The organism is Rhizobium sp. 01N447_2 (genome assembly GCF_056399245.1).
Window position 1 is genome coordinate 43,088 of record NZ_JBFTQY010000016.1, and the last position, 23,600, is coordinate 66,687.

The window sequence follows — 23,600 nt, forward strand, 5'->3', positions numbered from 1 at the left end:
GTTTGCCAGCTTTCGGCCGCAAAGTCTAAGCAAAACAAAAGGCGCGTCAAAATGCGCCTTTCGTTTTTTTTGAAAGTGTTGCTCAGCCGCCAAACATCGTGCGCAGCACGTCGATGCCCCGGTCTTCAAACGCGACCTTGCCCTGCCGGTTGCCGGGGCCGATGACGATCACCTTGGTGCCGACAGGCGCGCGATCGTAGAGATGCGTCACATCCTCGTTCATCATCCGGATGCAGCCGGAAGACATGTTGAGGCCGATCGTCCAGGGCTGGTTGGTGCCGTGGATCCGGAAGATCGTGTCGCGGCCGCCCTGGTAGAGATACATGGCGCGGGCGCCGAGCGGATTGTCCTCGCCGCCTTCCTGGAATGCGGGGATCATGTGTCCTTTGGCGGCCTCGCGGCGGCGCATCTCGGCCGGCGGCGTCCAAGCTGGCCATTCGGCCTTGCGGCCGATCTTCACGACCCCGGACCAGCCGAAGCCATCGCGGCCGACGCCGATGCCGTAGCGGGTGGCGCGGTTGTTGCCTTCGACAAGGTAGAGATACTTGTTGTTGGTATCGATGATGACGGTGCCGGCCGCTTCCGTCGTCACCAGGCGCACTTTCTTGCGCTTGAACTGCGGCTTCACGTATTTCGGCATCTGCGCCACGCGCACGATCTGTGCCGGGGCCTGTGCATTGTCGGGCGCGGAGCCGGCAGGCGCTGCAAAGGCGGATGTAGACATCAAGGACAGGACAAGTCCGGCAGCAGCCAGACCCGGCATTAGTTTGATCATGATCGATTCCCCTCAAGCAAATCCGCTCGAAGCTACATGAACTTCTGCCTGATTCAAGATCGGCGTGGCCGGATACAGCAATTTTGGAGAAGGGGAGCCGGCTGTTCTTGCGGCTCCTACTGCATAATTTATCCTCAAATCGGAATCGACTTTAGGAGAAATTATGCAGCAATTTAAAGGTTACAGCGTCCCTTTCGCATCTGAAAAGACGCGCGGCGCTGTAAGTATTGGCCCACCTTTACATGACGATGACGCGGGTTCCGACGCTGACGCGGTCGTAAAGGTCGACGACGTCTTCGTTGCGCAGGCGGATGCAGCCGGAGGAGACGGCGCTGCCGATCGACCAGGGCGCGTTGGTGCCGTGGATGCGGTAAAGTGTCGAGCCGAGATACATGGCGCGGGCGCCGAGCGGGTTTTCTGCGCCACCGTCCATGCGCGCCGGCAGGTAATGGCCCTTGGCGGCTTCGCGGCTGATCATCTCGGAAGGCGGCGTCCAGTCCGGCCATTCGGTCTTGCGGGTGATCTTGTGGGCGCCCGCCCATTCGAAGCCAGGCTTGCCGACGCCGACGCCGTAGCGGCGCGCTTTGCCGCCTTGCATCACCAGATAGAGGAAGCGGTTGTTGGTATCGATGACGATCGTGCCGGGCTTTTCCGTGGTGTCGTAGTCGACCATCTGCGGCAGGTATTGCGGTTCGATCGGATGGCGGATCGACGGGATGCCGGGATTGATCGCCGAAACGGTCTGCGGTGACACCTGCGGCGCCCGGCGGATGATCCGACGCTGGAAAAGGCCGCGCTGCTGCGGCTGGATGACCGGCCGCTGATAGACGACGGGACGAACCGTGCCGCCGCCCAGCTGGTTGATCCAGGGCGCCGTCAGATCGGGGCTGAGCACGACGGGCGGGCGAGTGGCGTAGCGGTCGTCTGCAAGGGCGGCCGTGGAGAAAATGCCGAAGAGGGCTGCGGCAAGAACAAGCTGTTTCATCATCGGACGAACTCTCTACAAATGACCGAAAATGCGCTGGCGGGACATGTCCGCCCGGGAAGACGCTGCCACCCAATCCGCCAGCGAATGGTAAAGATCGATTCATGAAAAGCCGACCGATCGGATAAACTTTTCGTCAGGGTTACCGTTCGGTTTGGAAAGACGGTTTGCAAATGGTAAAGCCGGAATCAAGACCGGAGAACGAAGCGGACCCCCGCAGAATGAAGGATCATGAGCGCGACAGGCATCATCATCGGCGAGGACGGCAGGAGCCGCTGCCACTGGCACGCCAATCTGCCCGACTATCTCAGGTATCATGACGAGGAATGGGGCCGCCCCGTCACCGACGACGTCCGCCTCTTCGAGAAGATCTGCCTCGAAGGTTTCCAGTCCGGCCTTTCCTGGCTGACGATCCTGCGCAAGCGCGAGAATTTCCGCGCCGCCTTTTCAGGTTTCGATTTCGAGAAAGTCGCCCGCTTCGGCGAAGGCGATGTCGCGCGCTGCCTTGCCGATGCCGGCATCATCCGTCATCGCGGCAAGATCGTCTCGACCATCAACAATGCCAAGCGTGCAATAGAGCTCAGGGACGAATTCGGCTCGCTCGCCCATTATTTCTGGCGCTACGAACCCGGCCATAACGAGCGGCCGGCAGTGGTCGACCGTGATCACATCGTCGCCAATCCGACGACGCCGACATCCGTGGTCATTTCGAAGGATCTGAAGAAACGCGGCTGGACCTTTGTCGGCCCGACCACAGTTTATGCTTTCATGCAGGCGATGGGTCTCGTCAACGATCATCTGGAAGGCTGCTTCTGCCGGCCCGAGGTCGAGGCGATGCGCACCGCCCTGGATCGCCCATGAAAGATCACTCCGTGAGAACATTGATCGCCGCCGCCGCCCTTTTCCTCCTGACCGTCTCCGCCATGGCGCAGACGCCGCAGCTCGACCCTGGCGAGAAGCTGGAGAAGCTGCAGTTTCCGGCCGTCACCATGCAGTTGAAGGGCTGGACGAAGTTCGGCAATGGCCATGTCTATACGCTGCCGGTGCGCGCCGGCCAGCACATGAAGATCAGTTTTTCCAGCAAGAGCAAATTTGCCTTCCTGGCGATCTTCGACCTGTCGAAACCGGATGACGAGGCCTTCTTCGGTACCGACGAGGACGGCACGAGCTTCGAGACGACGGTCAAGGAAAACGCGACCTGGCTGCTGCGTCCCTATTATTCCAAGGTCTCGCCGCGCCGCGGCCTCGGCGCTCCCTTCAGCATCCTGATCGAGCCGTTGGCGGCTGCCCCCCAGCAGCCGAAACCGCCGGCCGAGCCGGAGCGCCCGTCGCTCTTTCCAAAGGCGCCTGCCAAGCAATAGGACAAGGACTGCGAACTGAGCTTAGCCGAGGCGGTCGATCAGGTCGCGCAATTCGCCGAGGTGGCCGATCTTGCGGAAACGCGGCGCCTCTTTCGGCTCGTCGACATGTTCCAGTACCCAGGTCAGTTCGTGCGGTACGAAGACGCCGTAGCTGCCGGCGGCGATTGCCGGCACGATGTCCGATTTCAGCGAATTGCCGACCATCATCGCCCGCTCCGGCCCGTCGCCGACCTTGGCGAAGATGCGGCGATAGGTGACGGCCGTCTTGTCGGAGACGATCTCGACGGCATCGAAGAAGTCGCCGAGCCCGGATTGGGCGAGCTTGCGCTCCTGATCGAAGAGATCGCCCTTGGTGATCATGACCAGCAGGTACTTGCCGGCAAGCGCCTCCAGCGTATCGCGCACATGCGGCATGGTCTCGACCGGATGGTTGAGAAGATCCCGGCCGGTATCGAGGATCTTGGCGATCACGCTCGCCGGGACCTTGCCCTCGGTGATCTCGATCGCGGTTTCGACCATCGACAGCGTGAAGCCCTTGATGCCGAAGCCGTAGTGGCGAAGGTTGCGTTTCTCGGCTTCCAGCAGCCGTTCGGAAATCTTCGGTCCTTCGGCGAAATCGGCAAGCAGCCCGGTGAAATGCGCTTCCGTCAGCCGGTAATATTGTTCGTTCTGCCAGAGCGTATCGTCGGCATCGAAGCCAATCGTGGTCAGTGGTCGCGTCGTCATATGCGCACCTCTTAAAATATGGCCGGCAATCTATCGGCTGCCTGTGTCGAGACAAGGGCATCCGCCTCCGCACAGCCAAGGCGCGGCGTTGAAAAGCGCCGCCGCCGCACTACATGAAAATCGCCTCACCTTTGCAGCCAGCCACGGCTGTGCCTGTCATTTGCAGGCCAATAATCAAAAAATGAAGTTCAGTAGTTCGCAAGCCCCTCTTGCGGCAGACACAAAGGAATTTTTCGACCATGCGTTACAATCAACTCGGAAATACGGGACTTTTCGTTTCGGAAATCTGCCTGGGCACGATGACCTTCGGCGAAGCCAAACAGGGCAGTATGTGGGGCGCCATCGCTGACGTCGACCAGAATGCCGCCGACCGGATCGTCGAGCGCTCGCTTGCATCAGGCGTCAATTTCATCGACACGGCCGACGTCTATTCATCCGGCGAGTCCGAAAGGCTGCTCGGCCAGGCGCTGAAGAATCTCGACATCCCGCGCAAGGACGTCGTCATTGCCACCAAGGTCTACGGCGTCATGGGCGACAAGCCGAACGATCGCGGCGCCTCGCGTGGCCACATCATGGATTCGGTCGAGGCGAGCCTCAAGCGCCTGCAGACCGATCATATTGACCTCTATCAGATCCACGCGACCGATACGGTGACGCCGATCGAGGAGACGCTGCGCGCCTTCGACGATCTCGTTTCCCGTGGTCTCGTGCGCTATATCGGCGTCTCCAACTGGCAGGCTTGGCGCATTTCCAAGGCACTCGGCCTGTCGGAACGGCGCGGCTTCGCCCGCTTCGAAACGGTGCAGGCCTATTACTCCATCGCCGGCCGTGATCTCGAACGTGACATTGTGCCGATGATGCAGGAGGAAAAGCTCGGCCTGATGGTCTGGTCGCCGCTCGCCGGCGGTCTGCTCTCCGGCAAGTATGGTCCCGGCGCGCCCGGCAACGGCGAGGGCCGCCGCGCCAGTTTCGATTTCCCGCCCGTCGACAAGGACAAGGCCTGGGCCTGTGTCGCCGTCATGCGCGAAGTCGCCGAAAAGCACGACGTCAGCGTCGCCACCGCGGCGCTCGCCTATATCCTCGCCAAGCCCTTCGTCACCACAGTCATCATCGGCGCCAAGCGGGTCGATCAGCTCGACCAGAACCTTGCCGCCGTCAAGCTGAAGCTCGATGAAGACGATATGAAGAGGCTCGACGAAGTGAGCGCGCTTGCTTCGGAATATCCGGGCTGGATGCTGGCGCGACAGGGCGCCGGCCGCCGGCCGGCCGATTTCGAGCCGAAGGACTGACCTCGCCAACATAAGTCTTGGGGAACGCCGGATTTCTCCCGGCGTTCCCTTTTCACGAGTGATCGATTACTTGCCGTGGGTCTTGAGCCAGGCGTTCATCTCGGCGATCTCGGCTTCCTGCGCCTTGACGACGGCTTCGGCGAGCTTGCGGATATCGGGATCTTTTCCGTATTGCAGCTCGATCTTGGCCATATCGATCGCGCCCTGATGGTGCGGGATCATGCCGCGGACGAAATCCGCATCGGCATCGCCGCTATACTCGATCATCATATCCTTGTGCATCTTGGCGTTCGCCTCGTTGAAGGCGTGGCTCGCCGCATCGTGGTTGCCCATCGGCTTGCTCATGTCCATCGGCTTGTCTTCGGCAAGGACGGGAGCGGCGACGATAGCGAGCATTGCGGTGAGGGTGATGATTTTCAAAGACATGAGAGTTCCTTCCTCTGTCTGACAATAGGTCTTCCAGGCGGCCGGGCCGCCGATTCTGCATGGATAGGCGTTGTCTCAGGACAGTCGGGGAGGGGGCGGCTGCGGTACCGGCTTATCGCCGTCCAGGGCGCGGGCAGGCGCCGGGGTGGGGTAGCCGAAAATGGATTTTCCGCTGGCCATGACCGTCACCGCCGGTGGCAGCAACAGGCAGGCGGCGCAAAGCGGCATATGTGCGGAATTGCCGCTGGCGCAGGGGCCTTTCGAGGGCTCAGTCTTGCCCACCGCCTCGGACATAGCCATGCCGTGCATTTCGTGGTGCATGCCGGTTTCGACGGCAACCGGTGCATTCATCGACGCACATGTCGGACAGCCTGCCCATGCGGACATGGCGCTGTAGACCAGCCAGCCGAGAAACATCGTGATGAGAGCGAGCGTGCGCATGCTGTTTTATAGGCGAAGGCCGGATAGAAGCCAAGCCGGCGGTCACATCCCGGTCACCAGGCGGCAATGACCTTGTGCTCGATCCTATAATCCTTGCTCTCTTCACCGAGTGGCGCGACCGGCCATGTCCAGGCGGCTTTTGCCGGCGGCGGCAAAACGCCATGCAGCAAGTCGGCCTCTTCATGCGTCCTGCCGTTGCGGTCGATGACGGCATAGGCGATGTCGGTCACCAGGCAACTGCGGCAGGGAAGACCCGAAAGCCCGGCAAGATGTGCCGCGATCAACCTTTCAACCGTGTCTTCAGGCATTCGCCCGGCCTCGGCCTCATGGCGCCGTTTCACGCCGCGACCGATCTGCGACAAGAGGTTGGCGGAAACCACGAAATCGAGATAGGGCACGCCGCGCAGGAAGCCGAGCGGTTCGGGTTCGCGGCCGGCGGCAAGTTCATCATAGCCGGAGAGATCGCGCTCGATCAGCCGGACATTCCGATAGAACTTGGCCGACAGCCACAGGCGCACCGAGGCGAGATGAACGAGATCGACCAGGACGACGGTGTCGAAATCTCGCGCCAACACCTCGATCGACACGTCGCGCAACAGGCCGGAGCCGAGGACGACGGCGGTCCGCTTCTGCCTGAGGTCCGCCGTTGCCGCCAAGATCGCCTTCCGGCTCATCTCCTCATGTTCGGCCCAATCCGCCGCGCAGCGCCCGGCCCGCGACCAGAGATTGACGGAATAGCGGATGAACTTTCGATGCGGCTTGCCGGTCAGCGGCAAGGTCGCGGCATAGAGAAGCGCCTCAGTGATCATGAGCATATCCGCATTTCTGATGGATGCCTTTTCGTTCAATCGATTCCGGTCTAGAGCAATTCCAGCAAAAGTGCGCAGCGGTTTTGCGTTCGGAATTGCGTGAAAACAGAGAGATAGAGCATTTCCGTGACTCCGAGAAAAACGGGAATGCTCTTGAGATCAAGGGCCTTCGCCCTTGCCGCTCCCCGCCCAATCCGCTAGGAAACCGCCACTGTCACAGTCAGTGGAATTCCCGGAAATGAACGACAAGCAGAAGAAACCGCAAAAGCTCAAGGCCCGCCTGCCGCGCGGCTTCGTCGACCGAACGGCCGGCGATATCCGCGCCGTCAACGAGATGACGGCAAAGATCCGGGAAGTCTATGAGCATTATGGTTTCGATCCGCTCGAAACGCCGCTGTTCGAATATACCGATGCGCTTGGCAAGTTTCTGCCCGATAGCGACCGGCCGAACGAAGGCGTCTTCTCGCTGCAGGACGATGACGAACAGTGGATGTCGCTGCGTTACGACCTGACGGCGCCGCTCGCCCGTCATGTCGCCGAGAATTTCAACGAGATTCAGCTGCCCTATCGCACCTATCGCGCCGGTTATGTTTTCCGCAACGAGAAGCCGGGCCCCGGCCGCTTCCGCCAGTTCATGCAGTTCGATGCCGATACCGTCGGTGCGCCGGGTGTTCAGGCCGATGCCGAAATGTGCATGATGATGGCCGATACGCTGGAAGCCCTCGGCATCAAGCGCGGCGACTATGTCATCCGCGTCAACAACCGCAAGGTTCTGGACGGCGTGCTCGAGGCGATCGGTCTCGGCGGCGACGACAAGGCCGGCCAGCGGCTCAACGTGCTGCGCGCCATCGACAAGCTCGACAAGTTCGGCCCGGAAGGAGTGGCCCTGCTGCTCGGTCCCGGCCGCAAGGATGAATCCGGCGACTTCACCAAGGGCGCCGGTCTCGACAAGGAGCAGATCGACAAGGTGCTGTTCTTTGTCGGCATCACGGACTATGCCGAAAGCGCTGTCCGTCTCGCCGAGCTGGTTGCGGGAACCGCCAGGGGTGGCGAAGGCGTCGAGGAGCTGAATTTCATTGGTGCGTTGGTGACCAGCGCCGGCTATGGCCCTGACCGCATCAAGATCGACCCCTCCGTCGTGCGCGGCCTCGAATATTATACAGGCCCGGTCTATGAGGCCGAACTGACCTTCGACGTCACCAATGAAAAGGGCGAAAAAGTCGTCTTCGGTTCGGTCGGGGGCGGCGGTCGTTATGACGGCCTCGTCTCCCGCTTCATGGGTCAGCCGGTTCCGGCGACGGGCTTTTCGATCGGCGTCTCCAGGCTGATGACGGCACTGAAGAACCTCGGCAAGCTTGGTGCCACCGAGGTCATAGAGCCGGTGCTGGTGACCGTCATGGACGGCGATGTCGAGGCGATGGGCCGCTATCAAAGGATGACCCAGGAACTGCGCGCCGCCGGCATCCGCGCCGAGATGTTCCAGGGCAACTGGAAGAAGTTCGGCAACCAGCTGAAATATGCCGATCGCCGCGGCTGCCCCGTCGCCATCATCCAGGGCGGCGACGAGCGCGCCGAAGGCGTCGTGCAGATCAAGGATCTGATCGAAGGCAAGCGGCTCTCCGGCGAGATCGAGGACAATGCCAGCTGGCGCGAAGCGCGCGTGGCGCAGGAGACGGCGCCGGAAGCCGACCTCGTCGCCAAGGTCAGGGAGATCCTGGCTGCGCAGGCCGAGGATCGGAAAAGGGCTAGCTCCGGCTTCGAAACTCCATATGATCCCGCTCAAGCCGGTGACACAGATGACGACGTTTGAGAGAGATCTCCCCTTCTCCCCTCGGGGAGAAGGTAGCCCGAAGGGTCGGATGAGGGGGCGGCATGGCAGAAGCTGTCCTTCGCTCGCCGCTCAGGACATTCGTCGTTTACACTCCTCATCCCCCTCATCTGCCCTGTCGGGCATCTTCTCCCCGCTGGGGAGAAGAGGGAAGTCAAGCCAATGCCCCTGATCAACCTCCCCGACTTCGCTGACGACCTGCTTGCCGAATTCGACGCGCGCAACGCCGAGCGCATCGACACGCCTGTCATTCAGCCGGCCGAACCTTTCCTTGATATCGCCGGCGAAGATCTGCGCCGCCGCATCTTCATGACGGAGAGCGAAACCGGCGCCAGCCTCTGCCTGCGTCCCGAGTTCACGATCCCCGTCTGTCTGCGCCACATCGAGACGGCGACCGGCACGCCGAAGCGTTATGCCTATCTCGGCGAAGTTTTCCGCCAGCGTCGCGACGGCGCCAACGAATTCTATCAGGCCGGCATCGAGGATCTTGGCGATATCGACCTATCAAACGCCGACGCCCGCGCCATCGGCGATGCCACCGGCATTCTCGCCCGCCTGCTGCCGGGCCGCCGCCTGTCGGTGACGCTTGGCGATCAGGCGGTGTTCGAGGCGGTCGTCCAGGCGCTCGGCCTGCCGCTTGGCTGGCAGAAGCGTCTGATCCACGCCTTCGGCAATATGACGCAGCTAGAGGCGCTGCTTGCCAGCCTCGTCAGCCCGCAATTCGTCACCGGGCTCGACGACGATATCGCCAGGCTGGTCGCATCGGGCGACGAGCAGGCGCTGGTCGCCCATCTTGAGCGGGAGATGCAGAAGACCGGCTATTCGACGAATGCCGGCCGCTCAGCCCTGGAGATCGCCCGAAGGCTCAAGGAAAAGCTCATCCTGTCCGAAACGCGCCTCGATGATGCAGCCTTCCACGTGCTGGAAGAGTTCCTGTCGCTCGACGTGCCGCTGGTCAATGCTTCCGCAGCCCTTTCCGGTTTCGCCGATGCTGCCGGCCTGAAACTCGGCAATGCGCTTTCCCGTTTTAATGGCCGCGTTGCAGCACTTTATAATGCCGGCGTCGATCTTTCCTGCCTCGACTACCGCGCCGCCTTCGGACGGCCGCTCGACTATTACACCGGCCTCGTCTTCGAGGTGACGGTGGAGGGCTCGACCGCGGTGCTCGCCGGTGGCGGCCGTTTCGACCGGCTCCTGACCTTTCTCGGTGCGACGGACCGTATTCCGGCCGTCGGCTTCTCCTTCTGGCTCGACCGCATCGAAACCGAAAGGGCAGCCGCATGACCATCACCATCGCGCTTCCCTCCAAGGGCCGGATGAAGGAGGACGCTTCGGCGATCTTCGAACGTGCCGGCATGACGATTTCCGCGGTCGGCAACGACCGCTCCTATCGCGGCCGCGTCGAAGGCTGGGATGATGTGGAGATCGCCTTCCTCTCGGCTTCCGAAATCTCCCGTGAAATCGGCAACGGCACCGTCGATTTCGGCGTCACTGGCGAGGATCTGATGCGGGAAGGTTTTGCCGAGGTCGACAAGCGCGTCGAATTCTGCGCCCGGCTCGGCTTCGGCCACGCCGATGTCGTCGTTGCCGTGCCGGAGATCTGGCTCGATGTCGACACCATGGCCGATCTCGTCGATGTCGCCGCCGATTTCCGCGCCCGCCACGGCCGACGCCTTGCCATCGCCACCAAATACTGGCGGCTGACCCAGCAGTTCTTTTCGAGCCAGCACGGCATCCAGCTTTATCGCATCGTCGAAAGCCTGGGCGCCACCGAGGGCGCTCCCGCCTCCGGCTCGGCCGATATCATCGTCGATATCACCTCCACCGGCTCGACGCTGCGCGCCAACCACCTGAAGGTGCTCCAGGACGGCGTCATCCTGCATTCGCAGGCCTGCCTGGTGCGCGCCCGCAAGGAAAACCACGCCGGCGAACCCGCTGTGCAGGCGATCATCGACGCGGTGCGCGCCGCCCTCTGATATCAGCCGTCTAGACACAAGAAAAACCCGCCGTCGGATGACGGCGGGTCAGACTGCTGACAAACCCCTGGCACCGTCCAGGGGTTTGTGATTCATTGGGACATGTTGAAGAAACCTGCCCCCACCCAGACGGCTCTTGAGATGGTGACGCTCGACAGCCTGGTGCCAAAGGATCACGTGCTTCGCAAGATCGATGCGGTGATCGACTTTTCCTTCATCCATGGCCGGGTTGCGGGGCTTTATTGCGCCGACAACGGCCGCCCGCCGCTCGATCCGACCTTGATGTTCAAGGCGCTGTTCATTGGCTACCTGTTCGGCATCCGCTCGGAGCGTCAGCTGGTGCGCGAGATTGAGGTCAACGTCGCCTATCGCTGGTTTCTGCAGATGAAGCTGACGGATGGTGTGTTTGACGCCTCGACGCTGTCGCAAAACCGCCGCCGGCGCTTCAACGACACCTCGGTTGCACAGGACATCTTTGATCATATCGTTGAGCAGGCGATCCGTCATGGCCTGGTGGATGGCACGGTGCTTTATACGGATTCAACGCATCTGAAGGCGAATGCCAACAAGGGCAAATATGATCTTGCGATGATCGAAAAGTCGCGTTCCGATTACTGGGCCGACCTCGACCGGGCGATTGAGGCCGAGCGGGCACTCCACGGCCAGAAGCCCTTGAAGGAAAAAGAGCGCGAGCCGGAGGTGAAGGAAACCAAGGTGTCGCGCACCGATCCCGACAGCGGCTACATGGTGCGCGACGGCAAGCCGAAGGGCTTCTTCTACCTCGATCACCGCACGGTGGATGGCAAGCTGGCGATCATCACCGACACCCATGTCACGCCCGCCAATGTGCATGACAGTATCGTCTATCTCGACCGGCTGGACCGGCAGCGTGAGCGGTTCGGCTTCGAGGTCGGTGCTGTCGGGCTGGATGCCGGCTATGCGACATCCGGCATCGCCAAGGGTCTTGAAGACCGCACCATCCTCGGTGTCACCGGCTATCGCAATCCGACCCCGCCCAGAGCCGGCATGATGCGCAAGTCGAAATTCGGCTATGAGCCCGAGACAGACGGTTACCGCTGCCCCGAAGGCCAACTGCTCGCCTATGCCACCACCGACCGCAACGGTTATCGCCACTATCGTTCGGATCCTGCCATCTGCCGCGATTGTCCGTTGTTGGCCTCCTGCACCAATAACGCCACGGCGACACGTACCATCACCCGCCATGTCTGGGCCGATGCCCGCCAGCGCACCGATGCCAACCGCCTGACCCCTTGGGGCAAGGCAATCTACAAGCGGCGAAAGGAGACGGTCGAACGTTCCTTCGCCGATGCCAAGCAGCTTCACGGGCATCGCTATGCCCGCTTCCGAAGTCTCACCCGAGTCTCATGCCAGTGCCTGTTGGCTGCGGCCGCCCAAAACATCAAGAAGATCGCAATGGCGCTCACCACAGCGTCAAAACCAGCCATGGCGTGAGCCGATACATCCTTCTTCACCTCCGCCAAAACACTACCGCCAAAAAAATCCAATCCGCAAAAACAAAACCCGCCGAAAAATCGACGGGTTTGTCAGCGGTCTGACCCGCCGTCGGATGACGGCGGGTTCTGTATGTCCGGGAGGATGTTCTGCTGGCGTTATGCAGCCGCGTAGGCGCCGCGGCGGGCGTCGAGCGAGTAGGCGCCTGCGCCGTTGGTTGCGAGCATGATATAGGCGCCGGCGAGCGTGATGTTCTTCAGGAAGTTGACGAAGTTCAGGCCGTTGATCCAGCCGTTGGCGGCAGCCGGGAAATCCGGAACGTTGACCGGCGCAAGGTGGAAGACGACGCCGGTGAAGACACAGAAGACGGCCAGCAGCCAGCCGACGATGCGGACCTGGAAGCCGACGAGCACGGCAATGCCGGTTGCGAGTTCGAAGAGGCCGGCGAGATAGGTCAGCGCGGTGGAAGCCGGAAGGCCGGCACCGGCGATCATGCCGGCGGTCGCTGCCGGATCGGTCACCTTGCCGAAGCCGGCAAAGATGAACATGAAGGAAAGAAGAATACGGGCAATCAAGATGATGACGTTGTTCGACATGGACGTTGTCTCCGTTTGAAGGACTCTGGAGATCTTGGTGCCCCGGCACCGGTTCGACCTCGGATGCCTCTATGTCGCTCTTTTCTTGCGTTGTGGAAAGATAAACGGAAGGGGACACTTCGTTCACTAATATGGAACGATCTCCAAAGCGCGTCGCGTTCGACCGCATTCAAGCGACGCGCTTGGATCTTTTGTTTTCATGTAGGTCGTTGTCCCAAAACCGCTGCGCACTTTTGGGCGACATGCACTGGCTGCCCACGCTTGCCTTTGCCGAGCCCGGTTTTTATGGTCGGCGCCCAACATGGAGAATCCGATGGCAGATCTTTCCGCATTTCCGATCACGACGCGCTGGCCGGCGAAAAATCCCGACATCATCCAGCTCTATTCCCTGCAGACACCGAATGGGGTGAAGGTCTCAGTCGCCCTCGAGGAGCTCGGCCTCGCCTATGAGCCGCATTATATTTCCTTCGCCGCCAACGAGCAGAAGTCGCCGGAATTCGAATCTCTCAACCCGAACGGTCGCATCCCGGCGATCATCGATCCAAACGGTCCGGACGGGAAGCCGATCGGCCTTTTCGAATCCGGCGCCATTCTGCTTTATCTCGCGGAAAAAACCGGCAAGCTCATCCCTGCCGATGCCGCCGGCCGATATGAAACCATCCAGTGGGTGTTTTTCCAGATGGCGGGCATCGGCCCGATGTTCGGCCAGTTCGGACATTTCTACAAATTCGCCGCCGACAAGGTCGCCAACAACGCCTACCCGGTGGAGCGTTATCGCGATGAATCCAAACGGCTGCTCGGGGTGCTTGAAGACCGGTTGAAGGGCCGTCAGTGGATCATGGGCGATCAGTACACGATCGCCGACATCACCACCTTCACCTGGGTTCGCGGTGCCGATATCTTCTATGGCGGCCGCGAGGTTCTCGAATACGCGAAATTCCCCGCCGTCTCGGATTGGCTGGAGCGCTGCATCGCTCGTCCGGCAAGTGCCAGGGGCCTCAACATACCGGTCAAGCCGGAGTAACGGACGGATCGCCGGAAAGCACGAAGGCCGCCCTCGAGGCGGCCTTTTATCTTAATTTCCGGCCTATCGCCGGCTTGATATCTGTTTTGCGCCTTCCAGCTTGAAGCGCGGAAAGACGAAGACGCCGACCATGCTGCCGCTGAATTTTTCTTCCAGACCGTTGGACTCGCCCATGCAAAAGAGCGGCTGGCGAAAGCCGTTCGGCATGATGATCGTCGTCGAAAAACAGAAGGAGGAGCAGAGCGTCGCCGCCTGCTCGAACAGCTCCAATATGTGGCCGCGGTCCTTGGTATCATAGCAGCGGATCAAGCTTAAAAGTCCGCATTCCTGTGCGGCGAGGCCGTGCAGCATCGCGCTCCACTCGCCGAGACGGAGCATGCCGCTCGAAAAATCTCCAGTCCAGGCTTCGGAGACGGAAAACTGCGCCAACATCTCGTGATTTTGATTGGCGTCATCAAGCGAGCCGGGTGTCAAAGGCATGGCTGCATTGGCTCTGGCGATCTTAAACAAGGCGTTCCCCCGTTCGGATGCGGCTCCCGCCGCACGCTCGGCAAACACAAAGAAACAGGATCACGCAGCAGCGGGCATGATGCCCGCGCTTACCTCCGGCGATTATTGCCACGGCCATCTGGCCTCCGTAAGCGGAGCCCTTCGAAGCCGAACGTTCATGCATCGCCTTCCGCGCTCCGGCCTCGTCTATTGGCGAAAAATTATCGCCGGCGCGCTTTAATTGCAGCGCGGATTTATAGGGGCTTTTGGACAAACGGCAACGGCTTTTTAAGGGGTATTCGGATCGGCATCCTTTCCCGAGATGTCCGCATTTGCGCGAGCCTTCGCGAGAAACAGCATCCGAAGATCATCCTTGAGGGCTTTGGAAGCGTTTTTCACTCCGCGTCAGGCCGAAAATCTTGCCAGAACGCTGTAGTCTCTCGCATGTCGCTAGGTTGAGAAAGGCGCGGGCAGCGCAAGCTTGGCGCAAGCTTCGCGCCCGGGGCCAGCAATAGAGAGCTGGTCAGACGTTCATCGGCTATGCAAACCAGTGGGCCGCACGTCGAATCGCTTTGGGCAAAAGAAAAGGGCGACCCGAGAGCCGCCCTTCCTATTCCGGATGCCGGAATGGTAGTCAGTGATGGCTTTCGCCGATCACATCATGTCCATTCCGCCCATTCCGCCCATGCCGCCCGGCATGCCGCCGCCAGCCGATTCTTTCTTCGGCAGTTCGGCGATCATGGCTTCGGTGGTGATCAGCAGCGATGCGACAGAAGCAGCGTTCTGCAGCGCCGTGCGAACGACCTTGAGCGGGTCGACGATACCCATGGCGATCATGTCGCCATATTCGGATGTCTGGGCGTTGTAACCGAAGTTGTCTTCGTTCTTGTCGAGGACCTTGCCGACAACGATCGAGGCTTCGTCGCCTGCGTTTTCAGCGATCTGACGAACGAGCGACTGCAGGGCGCGGCGAACGATGTTGATGCCGGCTTCCTGGTCGTCGTTTGCACCCTTGACGGTGATCTTCGTGGAGGAGCGGAGCAGAGCGATACCGCCGCCGGGGACGATGCCTTCCTGAACGGCAGCGCGGGTCGCGTTGAGCGCGTCGTCGATGCGGTCCTTCTTTTCCTTCACTTCGACTTCCGTCGAGCCGCCGACGCGGATGACGGCAACGCCGCCGGCGAGCTTGGCAAGGCGTTCCTGCAGCTTCTCGCGGTCGTAGTCGGAGGTGGTTTCTTCGATCTGGGCCTTGATCTGAGCAACACGGCCTTCGATGTCGGTCTTGGCGCCCGAACCGTCGACGATCGTGGTGTTTTCCTTGGAGATCGAAACCTTCTTGGCACGGCCGAGCATGTCGAGCGTGACGGATTCGAGCTTGATGCCGAGATCTTCGGAGATGACCGTACCGCCGGTCAGGATGGCGATGTCTTCGAGCATGGCCTTGCGGCGGTCGCCGAAGCCAGGTGCCTTGACGGCAGCGATCTTGAGGCCGCCGCGCAGCTTGTTGACGACGAGCGTTGCGAGGGCTTCGCCTTCGACGTCTTCAGCGACGATGAGGAGCGGCTTGCCGGTCTGGACGACGGCTTCGAGAACCGGCAGCATCGACTGCAGGTTCGACAGCTTCTTCTCGTGGAGGAGAATGAAGACGTCTTCGAGGTCGGCGATCATCTTTTCCGGGTTGGTGACGAAGTAGGGGCTGAGGTAGCCGCGGTCGAACTGCATGCCTTCGACGACTTCGAGTTCGGTTTCGGCGGTCTTGGCTTCTTCAACGGTGATGACGCCTTCGTTGCCGACCTTCTGCATGGCTTCAGCAATGTCGAGACCGACCTGCTTGTCGCCGTTTGCCGAAATCGTGCCGACCTGTGCAACTTCTTCCGAGGTGGAGATCTTCTTGGCCTTGGCCTGGAGATCCTTGACGACGTCGGCAACAGCAAGATCGATGCCGCGCTTCAGGTCCATCGGGTTCATGCCGGCTGCAACGGCCTTGTTGCCTTCGCGAACGATCGCCTGGGCAAGAACGGTTGCAGTCGTGGTGCCGTCGCCGGCGATGTCGTTGGTCTTCGAAGCAACTTCGCGGACCATCTGGGCGCCCATGTTTTCGAACTTGTCTTCGAGTTCGATTTCCTTGGCGACCGAAACGCCGTCCTTGGTGATGCGCGGAGCGCCGAAGGACTTGTCGATGATGACGTTACGACCCTTCGGGCCGAGCGTGACCTTCACTGCATCGGCGAGAATGTCGACGCCGCGCAGCATCTTTTCGCGCGCGGTGCGGCCAAACTTGATTTCTTTAGATGCCATATTCTTAACTCCTGAATTCGAGTTGTTCGGGCAAAAGGCCCGTCAGCCATTTCGGGAAAGCAGGTCGGCCGATCAGCCGATGATGCCCATGATGTCGGCTTCCTTCATGATCAGAAGGTCTTCGCCGTCGATCTTGACTTCGGTGCCGGACCACTTGCCGAACAGGATGCGGTCGCCAGCCTTGACGTCGAGTGCGACGACCTTGCCGGACTCATCGCGTGCGCCGGAGCCGACGGCGACGATTTCGCCTTCCTGCGGCTTTTCCTTGGCGGTATCGGGAATGATGATGCCGCCCTTGGTCTTGGCTTCGGACTCAACGCGGCGAACAACGACGCGGTCGTGAAGGGGGCGGAAGTTGGTGCTTGCCATTGTCTAATCCCTCGATCGAATGACATTCGCGGACCGGAGTGGCCCACATGGATAGATGTTAGCACTCCCTTGCGGTGAGTGCTAGCGACGAGCATTTAGGGATGGCTCCGAGAGGAGTCAATGAGAGCAATCACGAATTTTTGTGCCGGAATTGTGAAGAGACCGGAGAATAGTCGGAGATTGCGGCCGAAACCCTGGCGCAGGCGAACTTTGCCGAACTCGTCCGCCGTCGGCGATCTGCCGCTTCGGGATAATCGTCAAACCCCTTGCTATCCGTGCCCTCGGATCGCCTTCGAGTTCTTCGCATGGGCCGGGCAGCGAAGAAAATTCCTTGCCTTCGTCTTGCGCCTTTGCAATGTCACCGGTGACTGAAACAAATCGGGAAATCGAAATGGCCAGGCGGATAGAAAACTTCTCGGAGATATCAGGTCAATATGATGTGGTGCTCTGCGATGTCTGGGGTGTCGTTCACAACGGCGTCGATCCGTTCCCGAAGGCGGCAGCCGCCCTTGAAGCGGCCCGCGAGAACGGCGTCGCCGTCGTCCTCATCACCAATTCGCCGCGCGTTTCCTGGCAGGTGGTCGAGCAGTTGCTCCAGATCGGCGTTCCCGACAGCGCCTATGACAGGATCGTCACTTCTGGCGACGTCACGCGCGGGCTGATCTCCGAAGGGCCGAAGACGGTCTTTCTGCTCGGACCCGAGCGCGACAGCCCGCTCCTTGATGGCCTCGACATCGAGCGCAGGCCCGCGGGCGAAGCGCTATCGCTCGTCTGCACCGGCTTTTTCGACGACGAGACGGAGAAGCCGGAGGATTACACCGACATGCTTCTCGATTTCAAAGCCCGCGACGTGCCGATGATCTGCGCCAATCCCGATCTGGTCGTCGAACGCGGCCATCGCATCATCCCCTGCGCCGGCGCCATGGCCGCCTATTACGAGCAGCTTGGTGGGCAAACCCGCATCGCCGGCAAGCCGCACCGGCCGATCTACGAGGCGACGCTTTCGGCTGCCCGCGAGGTTCGCGGTGATTTCCCCGTCGAGCGGGTGCTGGCGATCGGCGACGGTATGCCGACCGATGTGCGCGGCGCCTTGAATTATGGGCTCGACCTTCTCTACATCAGCGGCGGTATCCACGCCAAGGAATACACCCTCAACGGCGAAACCGACGAGGCGATCCTCAACGCCTATCTCGAACGGGAAAACGCCGCGCCGAAGTGGTGGATGCCCCGCCTTGCATGAAGACACGCCTTGCATGAAGAGAAGCCAGCCGATGACCGTCTTCCACCGCAATGAAACCCGGGAACCCTTGCCCGCCCATCTGAAGGGCGGCGTCATTGCCATCGGCAATTTCGACGGCGTGCACCGTGGCCATCAGTCGGTGCTGAACCGAGCGCTCGAAATCTCCAAGGCGCGCGGTATCCCCGCTTTGGTGCTAACCTTCGAGCCGCATCCGCGTACGGTTTTTCGGCCGCAGGCGCCGGTCTTCCGCCTGACGCCGGCGCCCCTGAAGGCCCGCATCCTGGAAGCGCTGGGTTTCGGCGCCGTCATCGAGTATCCCTTCGACTACGAATTCTCGCAGCGCTCGGCCGATGATTTCATCCATTCGATCCTGAAGGATTGGCTCGGCGCTTCCGAAGTCGTCACCGGATTCGATTTCCATTTCGGCCGTGGCCGCGAGGGCGGTCCCGCCTTCCTGATGAATGCCGGCAATACCTACGGCTTCGGCGTCACCCTGATCGATGCCTTCCGTGACGAAAACGCCGATGTCGTCTCTTCGAGCCATATCCGCGCGCTCCTGCAGGAGGGCAATGTCAGTGAAGTCGCCGGCATGCTCGGTTACCGCTATACGGTGGAAGCCGAGGTGATCGACGGCGAAAAGCTCGGCCGGCAACTGGGGTTCCCGACGGCCAACATGCGCCTGCCGCCGGAGGTCGATCTTGCCGCCGGCATCTACGCCGTCCGCTTCCGCCGCCAGGACGGCACGCTCCACGATGCTGTTGCAAGCTATGGCCGCCGCCCGACGGTGACGGAAAACGGCGCGCCGCTGCTCGAAACCTATCTTTTCGATTTCAGCGGCGATCTCTACGGCCAGCTCTGCTCCGTCTCCTTCTTTGGTTATCTCCGCGCCGAGCTGAAATTCGACGGCCTCGATCCGCTCGTTGCCCAGATCAAGCGCGATGAGGAAGAGGCGAGGGCGCTGCTTGCGGGTGTCAAGCCGCTCGGCGCGCTTGATCGGAAACTCTGCTTTTCCTGAGGTCGCCTTGAGTGCGGCTGTCGCTGGGACACCGGCGATTCCAGCCGTTGATGTCGATTGCCAACCGCGAATTCTTCTCTTCCTTTTCCCGGCAAAAACGCCTATGAACCGGCGCGATGACGAAATATCGGCTGGCAATGATGATGCGAATTATCGGCCCGGCCTTCCGCGCGCGCTAAGCGGCCGGAAGGTCCGGGTTTTTGGCGCTTGGATACGAGCGCTTCCGTCACCAGCTTTTTCACGCCCGTTGCGCCCCTTCCTGGGCCGCCAGAAATGATTGTCCGACATGACCGACACAGCCGAAAAGATCGACTATTCGAAGACCCTCTATTTGCCCGAGACCGATTTCCCCATGCGCGCCGGCCTGCCGCAGAAGGAGCCTGAACTCGTCAAGCGCTGGCAGGAGATGGGTCTCTACAAGAAACTGCGCGCTTCCGCCGCCGGCCGCGAGAAATTCGTCCTTCACGACGGTCCGCCCTATGCCAACGGCAACATCCATATCGGCCACGCGCTGAACAAGATCCTCAAGGACGTCATCAACCGTTCGTTCCAGATGCGCGGCTACGACGCCAATTACGTGCCCGGCTGGGATTGCCACGGCCTGCCGATCGAATGGAAGATCGAAGAAAAGTACCGCGAGAAGGGCAAGAACAAGGACGAGGTTCCGGTCAACGAATTCCGCCGGGAATGCCGTGAATTCGCCGCCGGCTGGATCAAGGTCCAGGCGGAAGAGTTCAAGCGTCTCGGTATCGAGGGCGACTTCGACAATCCCTATACGACGATGAACTTCCACGCGGAATCGCGCATCGCCGGCGAACTCTTGAAGATCGCCGCAAGCGGTCAGCTTTATCGCGGCTCCAAGCCGATCATGTGGTCGGTCGTCGAGCGCACGGCGCTGGCCGAGGCCGAGGTCGAATACCAGGATTATGAGAGCGACACGATCTGGGTGAAATTCCCGGTCGTGGAAGGTCCGGTCGCGCTCAAGGATGCGTTCGTGGTCATCTGGACGACCACGCCCTGGACGATCCCCGGCAACCGCGCGGTCTCCTTTTCCGCGCGTGTCTCCTACGGTCTCTACGAGGTGACGGCCGCCGAGAACGATTTCGGACCGCGTCCGGGCGAAAGGCTGATCTTTGCCGATAAGCTGGCCGAGGAATCCTTCGCCAAGGCCAAGCTGCAGTACAAGCGCTTGAGCGATGTCTCTGCGGCCGACTTCGCAGCGATGACCTGCGCGCATCCCTTCAAGGGTCTCGACGGCGGCTATGAATTCCACGTGCCGCTGCTCGATGGCGATCACGTCACCGATGACGCCGGCACTGGCTTCGTGCACACCGCACCCAGCCACGGCCGCGAAGACTTCGATGCCTGGATGTCGGCTGTCCGCACGCTTGAGGCCCGCGGCATCGAGACCAAGATCCCGTTCCCGGTCGACGACGGCGGCTTCTACACATCAGACGCCCCCGGCTTCGAGGGCGCCCGCGTCATCGATGACAACGGCAAGAAGGGCGATGCCAACGACCGTGTCATCAGGGAACTGATCGCCCGCGGCGCGCTCTTCGCCCGCGGCCGTCTGAAGCATCAGTATCCGCATTCCTGGCGCTCGAAGAAGCCGGTCATCTTCCGTAACACGCCGCAATGGTTCGTCTATATGGACAAGACCCTTGCCGACGGCACGACGCTGCGTTCGCGCGCGCTCGGTGCGATCGACGACACGCGCTTCGTGCCCGCCGCCGGCCAGAACCGCCTGCGCGCCATGATCGAGGGCCGCCCGGACTGGGTGCTCTCGCGTCAGCGCGCCTGGGGCGTGCCGATCGCCGTCTTTGCCGACGAGCAGGGCAAGGTTCTGGTCGATGAAGCCGTCAATGCCCGCATCCTCGAAGCCTTTGAACATGAGGGCGCCGACGCCTGGTTTGCCGAAGGCGCCAAGGAGCGGTTCCTCGGCAATGACCACGACCATTCCCGCTGGACCCAGGTCATGGATATCCTCGACGTCTGGTTCGACTCTGGCTCGACGCACACCTTCACGCTCGAAGACCGCCCGGATCTGAAATGGCCGGCCGATCTTTATCTCGAAGGTTCCGACCAGCATCGCGGCTGGTTCCATTCGTCGCTGCTGGAATCGGCGGCCACCCGCGGCCGTGCGCCTTACAATGCCGTCCTCACCCATGGCTTCACCATGGACGAGAAGGGCGAGAAGATGTCGAAGTCGAAGGGCAACGTCACCGCCCCGCAGGAGGTGATGAAGGACGCCGGCGCCGATATCCTGCGCCTCTGGGTGATGACCTCGGATTATGCCGACGACCTGCGCGTCGGCAAGACGATCATCCAGACCAATGTCGACGCCTATCGCAAGCTGCGCAACACCATCCGCTGGATGCTCGGCACGCTCGCCCACGACAAGGGCGAGGAGATCGCGCTTGTCGACCTGCCGGAGCTGGAGCAGCTGATGCTGCACCGGCTTGCCGAACTCGATGAGATGGTGCGCGAGAACTACGATGCCTTCGACTTCAAGAAGATCGCCCGCGCGCTGATCGATTTCGCCAATGTCGAGCTGTCGGCCTTCTATTTCGATGTCCGCAAGGATGCGCTCTATTGCGATGCGCCGTCGAGCCTGCGCCGGCGCGCCAGCCTGCACGTCATCCGTCAGATCTTCGATTGCATGGTGACATGGCTTGCCCCGATGCTGCCCTTCACCACCGAGGAAGCCTGGCTGTCGCGCAATCCGGCCGCCGTTTCCGTGCATCTGGAGCAGTTTGCTCCGGTCGCAAAGGAATGGCGCAACGATGCCCTGGCCGAGAAGTGGAAGAAGATCCGCGCCGTGCGTTCGGTCGTGACCGGCGCCCTGGAAATCGAGCGCAAGGACAAGCGCATCGGCTCTTCGCTGGAAGCGGCTCCGCTTGTCCACATCGCCGATCCGGAATTGCTGAAGGCGCTGGAAGGCCAGGACTTCACCGAAGTCTGCATCACCTCGGCAATCGAGATCAACGCCGGTGAAGGCCCGGCGGAAGCCTTCCGCCTGGCTGAGGTGCCTGAGGTCAGCGTCGTGCCGAAGCTGGCAGAGGGTGAAAAATGCGCCCGCTCCTGGCGCATCACCAGGGATGTCGGTTCCGATCCGGAATATCCCGATGTTTCGGCCCGCGACGCCGCCGCCCTTCGCGAACTCGCCGCGCTCACGTGAAGAATATTGCCGGGTGAATTGCGCTTTCGCGGTTCATCCGGTAAAAGCTGCCTGAAAATGGCCGGATTTTTGCGTCAGGGGGACGGTTGTCCGGTTGGGCGATGATTGCACCGGCAGGGCTGGAAGGGTTTTCATGTTAGCAACGCATTGGTTCCGTATGGGCGCCTGCCTGTCTGTCGTCATGGCGGGATGTTCCCTGGTGTCCGGTTGCGCCAGCAGCCCGACCTACGGCACCGACAAGACCGCCATGGAACAGTTGACCGACGATCTCGGCCAGTCCGTGTCGTTGACCGGACCGGACCCGAAGAACAAGGGCGTCAAGTACACGCCGCGACCGACGCTGGTGCTGCCGGCCCAGGCGCAGAAAGAGACCCTCGTTGCGCCGCAGCAGACGGTCGCCAACAAGGACAACCCGCAATGGCTTGAATCGCCGGAGGAGACCCGCGCCCGTCTCGTTTCGGAAGCTGACGCGAATTCGGACAATCCGAATTACCGCTCGCCGCTCGCAAGCTCTGCGATCGAAGGCGGCCGGCGTACGACGGAAGCCCAGACCAAGGCCTATCGCGAAGCCCGCGCCCTGCAGAAGGGCTCCTATATCGATCAGCGCCGCTATATATCAGATCCGCCGCCCGGCTACCGCACCGTTGACGATCCGGCAAAGCTCGACGATGTCGGCGAGCCCGAGTTGAAGAAGCAGAAGAAACGCAAGAAGGATGCAGCGGTCGCCAACACCGGCAAGCAGTGGTGGAACCTCCTGCAATAGCATGTTCGGCGCGCCGGCAAGGATGACGGCGCCGCGCAGAGGCGCTGGGACTACGGCGCCTCTCTCCTTTGCGAAAAGAACCTTCGCAGCATATCGGCCGATTGGACCTCGTTGAAACCGGAATAGACCTCCGGGGCGTGGTGACAGGTCGGTTGCGCATAGAATCGCACGCCATTGTCGACGGCGCCGCCCTTCGGGTCCTCGGCGCCGTAATAGAGCCTGCGGATACGCGCAAACGAGATGGCTGCCGCGCACATGGTGCAAGGCTCGAGTGTCACGTAGAGATCGGCGCCGGCAAGACGTTCCTGCCCGAGCGCTTCGCAGGCGAACCGGATTGCGGCGATTTCGGCGTGCGCGGTGACGTCTTTGAGTTCGCGCGTGCGGTTTCCTGAGCGTGAAACGGCAATATCGTCGATAACGACGACGGCGCCGATCGGCACCTCGCCGCGTTCTCCGGCGGCGCGCGCTTCTTCAAGCGCCATCTCCATGAAACGATTTGTCTTCACGATCGCACGAATTTCCACTTAACCGCAGATGCG

23 protein-coding genes are annotated in these 23,600 nt (G+C 61.3%); 12 read left to right on the top strand and 11 right to left on the bottom strand.

The features are described 5' to 3' along the window. Positions 1–82 precede the first annotated feature (82 nt). Both AC1ECN_RS13160 and AC1ECN_RS13165 read right to left on the bottom strand, forming a co-directional pair. Positions 83–775, bottom strand: a complete 693-nt coding sequence (locus AC1ECN_RS13160; RefSeq protein ID WP_075224363.1) for a L,D-transpeptidase — start codon at positions 773–775, stop codon at positions 83–85. 238 nt (positions 776–1,013) lie between these two features. Beyond that, a complete protein-coding gene (locus AC1ECN_RS13165; protein WP_027689601.1) occupies positions 1,014–1,763 on the bottom strand; it encodes a L,D-transpeptidase in 750 nt (249 codons plus the stop codon). 228 nt (positions 1,764–1,991) lie between these two features. Between AC1ECN_RS13165 and AC1ECN_RS13170 the strand changes: the two genes are divergently transcribed. Continuing rightward, the gene (locus AC1ECN_RS13170) at positions 1,992–2,621 is read left to right on the top strand and encodes a DNA-3-methyladenine glycosylase I (protein ID WP_027689602.1); all 630 of its coding nucleotides are present in this window, start codon (positions 1,992–1,994) and stop codon (positions 2,619–2,621) included. Beyond that, complete coding sequence (locus AC1ECN_RS13175) at positions 2,618–3,121, top strand: hypothetical protein (RefSeq protein ID WP_018070171.1); 504 nt, start codon at positions 2,618–2,620, stop codon at positions 3,119–3,121. The genes AC1ECN_RS13170 and AC1ECN_RS13175 overlap by 4 nt, the downstream gene beginning before the upstream one ends. Positions 3,122–3,142: 21 nt before the next feature. Here AC1ECN_RS13175 and AC1ECN_RS13180 read toward each other — a convergent pair whose 3' ends face one another. Further along, positions 3,143–3,847 carry an HAD family hydrolase gene (locus tag AC1ECN_RS13180; RefSeq protein WP_018070170.1) on the bottom strand — a complete coding sequence of 235 codons (705 nt, stop codon included), beginning with the start codon at positions 3,845–3,847 and terminating at the stop codon, positions 3,143–3,145. A 239-nt stretch (positions 3,848–4,086) separates the two neighbouring features. Between AC1ECN_RS13180 and AC1ECN_RS13185 the strand changes: the two genes are divergently transcribed. Beyond that, positions 4,087–5,136, top strand: coding sequence for an aldo/keto reductase (locus AC1ECN_RS13185; protein WP_130672016.1), 1,050 nt, complete (start codon positions 4,087–4,089; stop codon positions 5,134–5,136). Between the two features lie 66 nt (positions 5,137–5,202). Here the strand turns inward: AC1ECN_RS13185 and copM are convergent, their stop codons facing one another. From copM to AC1ECN_RS13200, 3 genes are all read right to left on the bottom strand, one after another. Continuing rightward, positions 5,203–5,562 (bottom strand): CopM family metallochaperone, encoded by a 360-nt coding sequence (copM, locus tag AC1ECN_RS13190; protein ID WP_018070167.1) that lies wholly within the window; start codon positions 5,560–5,562, stop codon positions 5,203–5,205. Positions 5,563–5,637: 75 nt separating this feature from the next. After that, entirely contained in the window at positions 5,638–6,003 is a 366-nt protein-coding gene (locus AC1ECN_RS13195; RefSeq protein WP_018070166.1) for a hypothetical protein, read from the bottom strand. 53 nt (positions 6,004–6,056) lie between these two features. After that, positions 6,057–6,818: a hypothetical protein gene (locus AC1ECN_RS13200; RefSeq protein WP_026170759.1), complete on the bottom strand. Its 762-nt coding sequence runs from the start codon at positions 6,816–6,818 to the stop codon at positions 6,057–6,059. 232 nt (positions 6,819–7,050) lie between these two features. Between AC1ECN_RS13200 and hisS the strand changes: the two genes are divergently transcribed. The 4 genes from hisS to AC1ECN_RS13220 all read left to right on the top strand — a co-directional run bounded on the left by hisS (position 7,051) and on the right by AC1ECN_RS13220 (position 12,089). Beyond that, complete coding sequence (gene hisS / locus AC1ECN_RS13205; RefSeq protein ID WP_018070164.1) at positions 7,051–8,622, top strand: histidine--tRNA ligase; 1,572 nt, start codon at positions 7,051–7,053, stop codon at positions 8,620–8,622. A gap of 180 nt (positions 8,623–8,802) precedes the next feature. Further along, entirely contained in the window at positions 8,803–9,924 is a 1,122-nt protein-coding gene (locus AC1ECN_RS13210) for an ATP phosphoribosyltransferase regulatory subunit (RefSeq protein WP_018070163.1), read from the top strand. Continuing rightward, on the top strand, positions 9,921–10,616 hold the full coding sequence (hisG, locus tag AC1ECN_RS13215) for an ATP phosphoribosyltransferase (protein ID WP_018070162.1): 696 nt from the start codon (positions 9,921–9,923) through the stop codon (positions 10,614–10,616). The genes AC1ECN_RS13210 and hisG overlap by 4 nt, the downstream gene beginning before the upstream one ends. 102 nt (positions 10,617–10,718) lie before the next feature. After that, positions 10,719–12,089, top strand: a complete 1,371-nt coding sequence (locus tag AC1ECN_RS13220; protein ID WP_075226224.1) for an IS1182-like element ISRle11 family transposase — start codon at positions 10,719–10,721, stop codon at positions 12,087–12,089. A gap of 158 nt (positions 12,090–12,247) precedes the next feature. Here the strand turns inward: AC1ECN_RS13220 and AC1ECN_RS13225 are convergent, their stop codons facing one another. After that, positions 12,248–12,685 carry a DoxX family protein gene (locus AC1ECN_RS13225; protein WP_018070161.1) on the bottom strand — a complete coding sequence of 146 codons (438 nt, stop codon included), beginning with the start codon at positions 12,683–12,685 and terminating at the stop codon, positions 12,248–12,250. Between the two features lie 313 nt (positions 12,686–12,998). Between AC1ECN_RS13225 and AC1ECN_RS13230 the strand changes: the two genes are divergently transcribed. Next, entirely contained in the window at positions 12,999–13,709 is a 711-nt protein-coding gene (locus AC1ECN_RS13230; protein ID WP_024321324.1) for a glutathione binding-like protein, read from the top strand. A gap of 63 nt (positions 13,710–13,772) precedes the next feature. Here the strand turns inward: AC1ECN_RS13230 and AC1ECN_RS13235 are convergent, their stop codons facing one another. The 3 genes from AC1ECN_RS13235 to groES all read right to left on the bottom strand — a co-directional run bounded on the left by AC1ECN_RS13235 (position 13,773) and on the right by groES (position 16,865). Further along, entirely contained in the window at positions 13,773–14,219 is a 447-nt protein-coding gene (locus AC1ECN_RS13235) for a hypothetical protein (protein ID WP_018496414.1), read from the bottom strand. Between the two features lie 633 nt (positions 14,220–14,852). After that, positions 14,853–16,496 carry a chaperonin GroEL gene (groL, locus tag AC1ECN_RS13240; protein ID WP_003545786.1) on the bottom strand — a complete coding sequence of 548 codons (1,644 nt, stop codon included), beginning with the start codon at positions 16,494–16,496 and terminating at the stop codon, positions 14,853–14,855. Positions 16,497–16,568: 72 nt separating this feature from the next. Next, a complete protein-coding gene (gene groES / locus AC1ECN_RS13245; RefSeq protein WP_003545797.1) occupies positions 16,569–16,865 on the bottom strand; it encodes a co-chaperone GroES in 297 nt (98 codons plus the stop codon). Positions 16,866–17,256: 391 nt separating this feature from the next. Here groES and AC1ECN_RS13250 point away from each other — a divergent pair, with 391 nt between their 5' ends. The 4 genes from AC1ECN_RS13250 to AC1ECN_RS13265 all read left to right on the top strand — a co-directional run bounded on the left by AC1ECN_RS13250 (position 17,257) and on the right by AC1ECN_RS13265 (position 23,061). Continuing rightward, positions 17,257–18,105, top strand: a complete 849-nt coding sequence (locus AC1ECN_RS13250) for a TIGR01459 family HAD-type hydrolase (RefSeq protein WP_024321322.1) — start codon at positions 17,257–17,259, stop codon at positions 18,103–18,105. Between the two features lie 31 nt (positions 18,106–18,136). After that, positions 18,137–19,120 carry a bifunctional riboflavin kinase/FAD synthetase gene (locus AC1ECN_RS13255; RefSeq protein WP_024321321.1) on the top strand — a complete coding sequence of 328 codons (984 nt, stop codon included), beginning with the start codon at positions 18,137–18,139 and terminating at the stop codon, positions 19,118–19,120. A gap of 286 nt (positions 19,121–19,406) precedes the next feature. Next, complete coding sequence (gene ileS, locus AC1ECN_RS13260; protein ID WP_130672017.1) at positions 19,407–22,298, top strand: isoleucine--tRNA ligase; 2,892 nt, start codon at positions 19,407–19,409, stop codon at positions 22,296–22,298. Positions 22,299–22,431: 133 nt separating this feature from the next. Next, positions 22,432–23,061, top strand: a complete 630-nt coding sequence (locus tag AC1ECN_RS13265) for a hypothetical protein (RefSeq protein ID WP_018070153.1) — start codon at positions 22,432–22,434, stop codon at positions 23,059–23,061. 50 nt (positions 23,062–23,111) lie between these two features. Here the strand turns inward: AC1ECN_RS13265 and AC1ECN_RS13270 are convergent, their stop codons facing one another. After that, positions 23,112–23,549, bottom strand: coding sequence for a nucleoside deaminase (locus tag AC1ECN_RS13270; protein WP_024321319.1), 438 nt, complete (start codon positions 23,547–23,549; stop codon positions 23,112–23,114). Positions 23,550–23,600: the final 51 nt, after the last annotated feature.

Excerpts from the sequence above, each read along its gene's own strand:
- AC1ECN_RS13160 (WP_075224363.1), bottom strand. The coding sequence starts at position 775 with ATGATCAAACTAATGCCGGGTCTGGCTGCTGCCGGACTTGTCCTGTCC.
- AC1ECN_RS13165 (WP_027689601.1), bottom strand. The coding sequence starts at position 1,763 with ATGATGAAACAGCTTGTTCTTGCCGCAGCCCTCTTCGGCATTTTCTCC.
- AC1ECN_RS13170 (WP_027689602.1), top strand. The coding sequence starts at position 1,992 with ATGAGCGCGACAGGCATCATCATCGGCGAGGACGGCAGGAGCCGCTGC.
- AC1ECN_RS13175 (WP_018070171.1), top strand. The coding sequence starts at position 2,618 with ATGAAAGATCACTCCGTGAGAACATTGATCGCCGCCGCCGCCCTTTTC.
- AC1ECN_RS13180 (WP_018070170.1), bottom strand. The coding sequence starts at position 3,847 with ATGACGACGCGACCACTGACCACGATTGGCTTCGATGCCGACGATACG.
- AC1ECN_RS13185 (WP_130672016.1), top strand. The coding sequence starts at position 4,087 with ATGCGTTACAATCAACTCGGAAATACGGGACTTTTCGTTTCGGAAATC.
- copM (WP_018070167.1), bottom strand. The coding sequence starts at position 5,562 with ATGTCTTTGAAAATCATCACCCTCACCGCAATGCTCGCTATCGTCGCC.
- AC1ECN_RS13195 (WP_018070166.1), bottom strand. The coding sequence starts at position 6,003 with ATGCGCACGCTCGCTCTCATCACGATGTTTCTCGGCTGGCTGGTCTAC.
- AC1ECN_RS13200 (WP_026170759.1), bottom strand. The coding sequence starts at position 6,818 with ATGCTCATGATCACTGAGGCGCTTCTCTATGCCGCGACCTTGCCGCTG.
- hisS (WP_018070164.1), top strand. The coding sequence starts at position 7,051 with ATGAACGACAAGCAGAAGAAACCGCAAAAGCTCAAGGCCCGCCTGCCG.
- AC1ECN_RS13210 (WP_018070163.1), top strand. The coding sequence starts at position 8,803 with ATGCCCCTGATCAACCTCCCCGACTTCGCTGACGACCTGCTTGCCGAA.
- hisG (WP_018070162.1), top strand. The coding sequence starts at position 9,921 with ATGACCATCACCATCGCGCTTCCCTCCAAGGGCCGGATGAAGGAGGAC.
- AC1ECN_RS13220 (WP_075226224.1), top strand. The coding sequence starts at position 10,719 with ATGTTGAAGAAACCTGCCCCCACCCAGACGGCTCTTGAGATGGTGACG.
- AC1ECN_RS13225 (WP_018070161.1), bottom strand. The coding sequence starts at position 12,685 with ATGTCGAACAACGTCATCATCTTGATTGCCCGTATTCTTCTTTCCTTC.
- AC1ECN_RS13230 (WP_024321324.1), top strand. The coding sequence starts at position 12,999 with ATGGCAGATCTTTCCGCATTTCCGATCACGACGCGCTGGCCGGCGAAA.
- groL (WP_003545786.1), bottom strand. The coding sequence starts at position 16,496 with ATGGCATCTAAAGAAATCAAGTTTGGCCGCACCGCGCGCGAAAAGATG.
- groES (WP_003545797.1), bottom strand. The coding sequence starts at position 16,865 with ATGGCAAGCACCAACTTCCGCCCCCTTCACGACCGCGTCGTTGTTCGC.
- AC1ECN_RS13250 (WP_024321322.1), top strand. The coding sequence starts at position 17,257 with ATGGCCAGGCGGATAGAAAACTTCTCGGAGATATCAGGTCAATATGAT.
- AC1ECN_RS13255 (WP_024321321.1), top strand. The coding sequence starts at position 18,137 with ATGACCGTCTTCCACCGCAATGAAACCCGGGAACCCTTGCCCGCCCAT.
- ileS (WP_130672017.1), top strand. The coding sequence starts at position 19,407 with ATGACCGACACAGCCGAAAAGATCGACTATTCGAAGACCCTCTATTTG.
- AC1ECN_RS13265 (WP_018070153.1), top strand. The coding sequence starts at position 22,432 with ATGTTAGCAACGCATTGGTTCCGTATGGGCGCCTGCCTGTCTGTCGTC.
- AC1ECN_RS13270 (WP_024321319.1), bottom strand. The coding sequence starts at position 23,549 with ATGGAGATGGCGCTTGAAGAAGCGCGCGCCGCCGGAGAACGCGGCGAG.